The sequence below is a fragment of the Massilia sp. CFBP9012 genome (assembly GCF_034045115.1).
GTDB lineage: Bacteria > Pseudomonadota > Gammaproteobacteria > Burkholderiales > Burkholderiaceae_D > Telluria.
In genome coordinates this window covers 1-7026 of the sequence record NZ_JAXCWM010000020.1, presented here as the reverse complement: position 1 = coordinate 7026, position 7026 = coordinate 1, and the positions used below count along the sequence as shown (strand labels likewise).

Here is a 7026-nt window from a genome sequence, read left to right as displayed (position 1 = left end):
TGAACATTCTGTGATTTCACTTGGATCCCCGCCTTCGCGGGGATGACGATGCATACTTTGCGTATAAATATTCCGGACGCTAGTGCGCGAAGGCGGGAACCCAAGTCATTCGCACCGCGACTACATCAAACGTAGCAACCACGCGTGCAAACTTGGGTTCCCGCCTGCGCGGGAACGACGTGTCGAAGTAGCGGGGAGACGTTGCGCTGGCGGCGCTCAGTGCGCCGGATCCGCGTGCTCGCGCAAGCCGATCGTCGCCTGCGTCGTCCCATTCGCCGCCCGCTCCAGCACCACCTTGCGGTTGCTCGATTCCTGGTCGCGCTGCGCCTCGCGGTGCCACAGGTGCAGCACCTCGGTGGCCAGCGCGCCGTCCTTGCGCAGCACGCCGGCGTGGAACAGGCGGACGACCAGGTCCGAATCCTCGTGGCCCCAGCCGGTGAAGCTTTCGTCGAAACCGTTCACCTTGACCAGGTCCGACTTCCACACCGCCAGGTTGCAGCTCTTGATGCGGCGCCAGCTGAACTTGCGGCGCACGCGGCCGAGGTCGGGCCAGCGCAGCATCGTCTGGATCACCTTGTTCATGTCGCCGGACAGGCGATGGCGCAGGCGTTCGCCCACGCCCATGCCGGCGACGTCGACGCGTTCGCGCAAAACGCGCTCGGTGAGCCCCTGGCTCAGCAGGATGCGGCTGCCGGAAACCAGGAAGCCGGGCTGGGCCAGCGCCCGGTGGCGGCGGATGAAGTCGCGCTGCGGGACGCAATCGCCGTCCAGGAAAATGATATAGTCGCCTGTTGCCGCCAGTGTGCCGCGGTTGCGCGCCATGGCGGCGCGAAAGCCGTCGTCCGGCTGCCAGACGTGTTTCAAGGGCACCGGCGACCTGGCGGCCAGGCGGTCGATGCAGTCCCGCGTGTTGGCAGTCGAGCCGTCATCAGCGATAATGATTTCGAAATTCTTGTCGTCCTGTAAAAAACAGGCTTCCACCACCGCCTCCAGGGCGTCGGGCCGGTTGTACGTGGTGATCACGACCGAAATTGTCTGTGTTTGCTGCATTGCTGTCCGATTCAATAGCCGACTAGGTCGCAAGAATATCCCACAAGAACCTGAATGAACAATAAGCCGATGATGTCCCGGGAGCCAATGCAGGTTTGGATCGGCTTCCAGGTGTTCCTGTTTCCCTTCCTTAGCCTGACCACGCCTTCGGGCATCGGATTTTCCAGCCTCCTGTTCCTGCTGTCGGCCCTGTGCGTGCCGCGCAAGGCCTGGGCTGCGCTGAGCCCGCACTGGAAGGAGGTCCGCTGGGTGGTCGCGGCCTTCTGGTTCCAGTTCGCGCTCGCCATCGTGGCCTTCCTGATCCGGCCCGAGGCTGGCCTCGATACCCTCGACAAGCCTTCGCGCATGCTGCTCGGCCTCACCTGCATGGCCCTGGTCCTGCTGGCGCGGCCGTCTCCCGCCTTCCTGTGGTGGGGCGTGGTGGCCGGCAGCGTGGCCGCGTTGCCCTTCGTCGCCTGGCAGCGCATCGTGCTGCAGGTAGAGCGCCCCGGCGGTTTTTTGAATGCGATCACCTTCGGCGACCTGGCCCTGGTGCTGGGCCTGGTGGCGCTGACGGCGGCGATCGATTATCGCCACCATACCCGCAAGGCGCTGCTGGCCGGGGTTGGAACACTGGCCGGGCTGGCCGCCTGCATGCTGACCGGCACCCGCGGCGCCTGGGTCGCGCTGGCGCTGGCCGCGCTGCTGTTCCTCTCCTATGCCCAACTGCTCAAGAGCCGCAAGGTGCGCCTGCTGCTGGCCGGCAGCTTCGCCCTGGTCGGCGCCGCCTTCCTGGTGCCGGCCACCGGCATGCAGGAGCGCGCGCTGCAGGGCGTGGACGACGTCCAGACCTGGGTCGACGGCGGCAACGTCTTTACCAACGTCGGCACCCGGCTCGAATTGTGGAAAGGCGCGGCGATCCTGATCGAGGAACGGCCGCTGTTCGGCCTGGACCGCAACACGGTGCGCGCCGAGATCCGCCACCTGGTGGAGCAGGGCACGCTCGATCCGGCGATCCTGTCGCTCGAACACCTGCATAATGACGCCCTGCAGGCGCTCGCCACCGGCGGCGTGTTCGGGCTGGCGGCCTGGATCGGCATCCTGGCGGCGCCTTTCATTTTCTTCGCGCGCCAGCTGGGCCGCGGCAGCGAGGACCGCGCGCCGGGAGCCAGCCTGCCGCAATTCGCGCCGGCGCTGGCCGGCATGCTGGTGGTGCTGTGCTACTTCAGCTTCGGCCTGACCGAAGTCATTTTCTGGTCCCTCAAAGGCAGCATGTTCTATGCGCTGATGGTGTTCCTGCTCATGGGATTCTGCCTGGCCGCGCGGCCGGCAAGGGAAGCAAAGGTTGAACAACGTGGAAACTAAAGTCATCATCCGGCGCCTGCTCGCGCTGGTCAAACCGTATCAATCGCGCGCCTGGATGGCGCTGCTGTCGATGGCCATCACCGCCGCTACCCAGCCGTTGCTGGGCGAGGCGCTCAAGGTCCTGCTCGACGACGGCTTCAAGGAGAACATCGCCTTCAGCCTGTGGTGGATCCCGGCCATCCTGGTGTCGATCTTCATCCTGCGCGGCATCGGCACCTTCGGCACCGCGTACTTCAACAACTGGGTGCTGTCCCGCGTCCTGAATGACATGCGTGCCATGGCCTTCGAAAAGGTGTTGCGCCTGCCGGTGGCGCGCTACCAGGACGAATCGACGGGCAAGATCATCAACACCGTGGTCAACGACGTGCGCCAGGTGGTGGACATGATCCAGTCGGTGTTCGTGGCCTGCGTGCGCGACGTGCTGGTGGTGATCGGCCTCTTGGGCACTCTGCTGTACCTGAACTGGAAGCTGACCCTGGTCGCCATCATCGTGATCCCGCTGACCGCCGTCATCGTGCGCACCACCACCAAGCGCCTGCGCAACCTGAACCGCGAGAGCCAGCGCGTCACCGCAGAGATGACCGGCGTGGTCGAGGAAGCCGCACGCGGCCACCAGGTGATCCGCGTGTTCTCGGGAGAGAGGTACGAGCGCCAGCGCTTCCACAAGCGCAGCGAAGCCCTGCGCGGCTTCTCGCAGCGCATGACGGTGGCTTTCGCCGCCACCACCCCGGTGACCCAGATCGCCACTTCCCTGGCGCTGTCGCTGGTGATCGTGCTGGCGATCCAGGCCGACATGACGGTGGGCGAATTCACCCAGTTCGTGACCATGATGCTGATGCTGCTCACGCCCCTGAAATCGCTGGCCGAGGTGAACGGCCCGATGCAGCGCGGGATGGCGGCCGCCGAGACGGTGTTCGGGATCATCGATTCGGAGCCCGAGGTCGACACCGGCAGCCGCGAACTGGGTCGCGCACAAGGCCACCTGGTGCTGGAAAACGTGGTGTTCCGCTATCCGAACGCGCTCAGCCCGGCCATGAACGGCGTGTCGCTGGAAGTCAAGCCGGGGCAGACGGTGGCGCTGGTGGGCGTGTCGGGCGGCGGCAAGTCTACTTTTGTGAACCTGGTCACGCGCTTCTACGATCCGGAAGCAGGCCGCCTGCTGCTCGACGGCGTGCCGTACACCGACATCAAGCTGGCCTCGCTGCGCGGCCAGCTGGCGATGGTGAGCCAGAACGTGGTGCTGTTCGACGATACGCTGGCGGCCAATATCGCCTACGGCGCCGAGCAGGTCGACTACGAGCGCCTGGCGGCGGCGGTCCGCGCCGCGCACCTGACCGACGTGGTGGCGCGCCTGCCGGACGGCATCGACACCCGCATCGGCGAGAACGGCTCGCGCCTGTCGGGCGGCCAGCGCCAGCGGGTGGCGATCGCGCGCGCGATCTACAAGGATGCGCCGCTCTTGATCCTGGACGAGGCGACCTCGGCGCTGGATAACGAGAGCGAACGCGCAGTGCAGGCAGCGCTCGACACCCTGATGGCCGGCCGCACCACGATCGTGATCGCGCACCGCCTGTCGACGATCGAACGCGCCGACCGCATCGTGGTGATGGAGGCCGGGCGCATCGTGGAGCAGGGCACGCATGACGAACTGCTGGCGCACAAGGGCATGTATGCCAATCTGTATCACCTGCAGTTTACGGCGGGCGAGGCGCAGTAAACCTGATGGCCCGCAGGCCGCAGCCCGCGGCCTGCAACCTGAATACGCCGTCGTTCCCGCGCAGGCGGGAACCCAAGTCTTTCGCGCAGCCACTGCGTTTGGTGTAAGTGGTGCGGCGTGATACTTGGGTTCCCGCCTTCGCGGGAACGACGTCTTGGGGCCAACGATAGTCGCTCACCGCGCGTAATGCGCCGCCTCTCCCGCGTGCTCATGGCCAAGGCTGACGCCATTCGCCCGTTCCTGCACCGCTTCCACATACCGCTTGAGCGCATCGTCCAGCGACGGCAATAGCAGGCCGCGTTCGCTGCTCATGGCGCTGTAGCCCGGGCGGCGGGCGGCATAGCCGCACTCGGCGATCGAGACTTCCTGCAGCCTGTCGCTCGAGACCCCGGCCGCCGCGCAGGCGCGCCTTGCCAGCTCGGCCCAGCTCAGCGCCTCGCCATTCGTCAGGTGCCAGACGCCGCGTTCGCGGTCGATCAAAAGGTCCAGCGACACGTTGACCAGGTCCGGCACATAGGTCGGCGACACCGTCACGTCGCGCGCCGCCTGGAACGGCCGGCCGACGTCGAGCGCGTTCAGGGCCTGGGTCACGAAATTGTGCTGGTCCCAGGGACCGAAGAAGGCACTGGTGCGGATCACCAGCGCCTGCGGGTCGGCGTCCAGCACGCGCTGCTCGGCTTCGAGCTTGCTGCGGCCGTACACGCCGAGCGGGTTGGCGGCATCGGATTCCACGTAGGGCTGCTCGCTGGCGCCGTCGAACACCAGGTCGCTCGAGTAGGTCATGAAGCGCAGCGCGTGGCGGATAGCGGCCAGCGCCAGCACGGTCGGGCCCAGTGTGTTCTCGCGCATGCAGCGGTCAAGATCGGCTTCGGCTTCGTCGACCCGCACGTAGCCGCCGGCATTGACGATCGCCCACGGCTTGAAGCGCACGATCGCCGCTTCCACCGAGGCCGGGTCGGTGATGTCCATCTCCTGGCGCGTCAGTACGTGGCAGGCCAGGTTGCGCTTTTCGCAGATGCGCTTGAAGGCGGAGCCCAGCGTGCCGCTGGCGCCCGAGATCAGGATCGGCTGCACGTGGTTCGACTTGAACTGGCTGCGCACGGCGATGTCGGCCACCGCCGTGCGGGTCGCGACCGGCTTGCACCAGAAGCGGCCCGGCCGGCGCCACCAACCTTCGCCCTGCAGCACCGGATTGGACAGCGGCCGCTTGCTGGCCAGTTCGCGCATCAGGGTGGCGAGCGCGGTCGGCCGCGGCGCCGGGCTGCGCACGTCGAACGGGCCCGGCTCGTAGTAGCCGCGGCATTCGGTCACCAGGCAGTTCCAGTCGAAGGAGCCGAGCAGGGCCCACACCGTGACCGCGCGCACGTCGGCGCCTTGCTGGCGCGCCTTGAGCGCGGCGTTCCAGATCTCGAGCAGCCAGCGCATCTGGTCTTCGCGGTTGGCGTCGATATGGGCTTCGGTGACCGCGATCGGCAGGCCATAGCGTTCCCAGGTTTCCATCAAGAGCGGGGCGATGCCCGGCGTCGGCGTGGCCAGCGCGCGCGGCGCCTCGATGTCGGCGTGCGGCACGCCGCGGAACACGTGGCGATGGGATTCCGGATAGCGCTCGGGACGATGGTCGAGCCAGCGCTCGCTGGTGATGTAGTAGTTCACGCCGACCACGTCGGGCGGGCAGCGATTGTCGCGGAACCAGCGCAGCTCATCCTCGCCGGCGCCCGATTCGCGCAGGTAGTTCCACAGTTGATGATTCTCGTCGATCATCCCGCACAGCAGGTCCCAGGCCAGCCAGCGGCGTTCGTTGAAGAAGCCGCTGATCTCTTCCATCTCGGGAGTACCATAGGTCTTGGACAGGTCGTCGGTCTGGACCAGTTTGGCGTGAGGATTGACGGCGCGGATCGCGCGCATCGACAGCACGGTTGCGCGGCACTGCACCAGCAGGGCGCGGATGAAGGTGGCTTCGTCGCCGCCATGCGGATACCAGAGCCCGGCCAGGCCCGAAAAGCGCGCCGTGGTGCAGATCTCGTTGACCGGCGTGTAGTACTCGACCCAGGGGTAGCGCGTCGCCACCGCGCCGGCGTAGTCGGCCAGCAGCTCGGGGAAGGCGGGATCGACCAGGCTGGTATGGCGCGGACCGCTGCCGTGATGGACCAGGCCCACGATCGGGTTGATGCCCAGCTGGCGCAGCGCCGGCAGGCGCTCGTCCGGCCAGGACCAGTCGGCCTTGTCGACGCCGTCGGGAGCGGTGCGTTCCCACAGCACCGGATAGCGGATCGCCCCGATGCCGAGGGAAGCGAAGCGTTCGATGTCCTGCAGGCGCCCGGCGTGGCCGTTGCGGTCCATCTGGCTGAAGTAATTGTCGCGTACGCGGTTGACCGTGCATTCGAGACCGCCCCACAGGGCAAGGTCCGGCGTGGAGGCGTCGGTTTGAATATTCATGAAGTCGGTACCTGCGTGATGAACACAGATCCCAGCCTAACGGCCCGATGCAACCGCTTATGTGAAGTGGCCCACACAACCGGCTTTTTTCGGACAAATCCTACTTTCTCTCGGCATTAAAATGGAGGCACGTTGAGCGAGGAGGAAAGCGATGTATATGGTGTACTGGACCGTCGTCGGCGACGTCGCGAGCGAGCCCCATGCCCGGCCTTTCGACACCAGCGAGATGGTGCCGGCGATGCAGTTCATGGAAGAGCTGCGCCAGCGCCAGCGCGCGGGTGAGGGCATCCGCTTCATCACCATGTGCTCGGAGCATCCGGACGTGGTGGGGCATCCCGGCGTGGATGTCACCGGCCCCGGTTACGACTGGAAGAAGCGACGCCGATAACGTCGTTCCCGCGGAGGCGCACTGGTGTCCGGAATATTTATACGCAAAGTATGCATCGTCATCCCCGCGAAGGCGGGGATCCAAGTGAAAT

5 protein-coding genes are annotated in these 7026 nt (G+C 66.3%); 3 read left to right on the top strand and 2 right to left on the bottom strand.

Going from position 1 to position 7026, the window contains the following annotated elements; translation table 11 throughout:
• Nucleotides 1–216: 216 nt before the first annotated feature.
• Complete coding sequence (locus SOM61_RS24735; RefSeq protein ID WP_320476537.1) at nt 217–1050, bottom strand: glycosyltransferase family 2 protein; 834 nt, start codon at nt 1048–1050, stop codon at nt 217–219.
• Between the two features lie 87 nt (nt 1051–1137).
• Here SOM61_RS24735 and SOM61_RS24730 point away from each other — a divergent pair, with 87 nt between their 5' ends.
• Together SOM61_RS24730 and msbA are read left to right on the top strand one after the other, a co-directional pair.
• On the top strand, nt 1138–2394 hold the full coding sequence (locus tag SOM61_RS24730; RefSeq protein WP_320476536.1) for an O-antigen ligase family protein: 1257 nt from the start codon (nt 1138–1140) through the stop codon (nt 2392–2394).
• Nucleotides 2384–4111: a lipid A export permease/ATP-binding protein MsbA gene (msbA, locus tag SOM61_RS24725; protein ID WP_320476535.1), complete on the top strand. Its 1728-nt coding sequence runs from the start codon at nt 2384–2386 to the stop codon at nt 4109–4111. Before SOM61_RS24730 ends, msbA begins: the two co-directional genes overlap by 11 nt.
• A 174-nt stretch (nt 4112–4285) precedes the next feature.
• Here the strand turns inward: msbA and SOM61_RS24720 are convergent, their stop codons facing one another.
• A complete protein-coding gene (locus tag SOM61_RS24720) occupies nt 4286–6547 on the bottom strand; it encodes a family 1 glycosylhydrolase (RefSeq protein ID WP_320476534.1) in 2262 nt (753 codons plus the stop codon).
• A gap of 151 nt (nt 6548–6698) precedes the next feature.
• Here SOM61_RS24720 and SOM61_RS24715 point away from each other — a divergent pair, with 151 nt between their 5' ends.
• Complete coding sequence (locus SOM61_RS24715) at nt 6699–6935, top strand: hypothetical protein (RefSeq protein ID WP_320476533.1); 237 nt, start codon at nt 6699–6701, stop codon at nt 6933–6935.
• Nucleotides 6936–7026 lie beyond the last annotated feature (91 nt).

Bases quoted from the DNA above. Each gene is read 5' to 3' on its own strand.
- SOM61_RS24735 (WP_320476537.1), bottom strand. From the start codon at position 1,050: ATGCAGCAAACACAGACAATTTCGGTCGTGATCACCACGTACAACCGG.
- SOM61_RS24730 (WP_320476536.1), top strand. From the start codon at position 1,138: ATGCAGGTTTGGATCGGCTTCCAGGTGTTCCTGTTTCCCTTCCTTAGC.
- SOM61_RS24720 (WP_320476534.1), bottom strand. From the start codon at position 6,547: ATGAATATTCAAACCGACGCCTCCACGCCGGACCTTGCCCTGTGGGGC.
- SOM61_RS24715 (WP_320476533.1), top strand. From the start codon at position 6,699: ATGTATATGGTGTACTGGACCGTCGTCGGCGACGTCGCGAGCGAGCCC.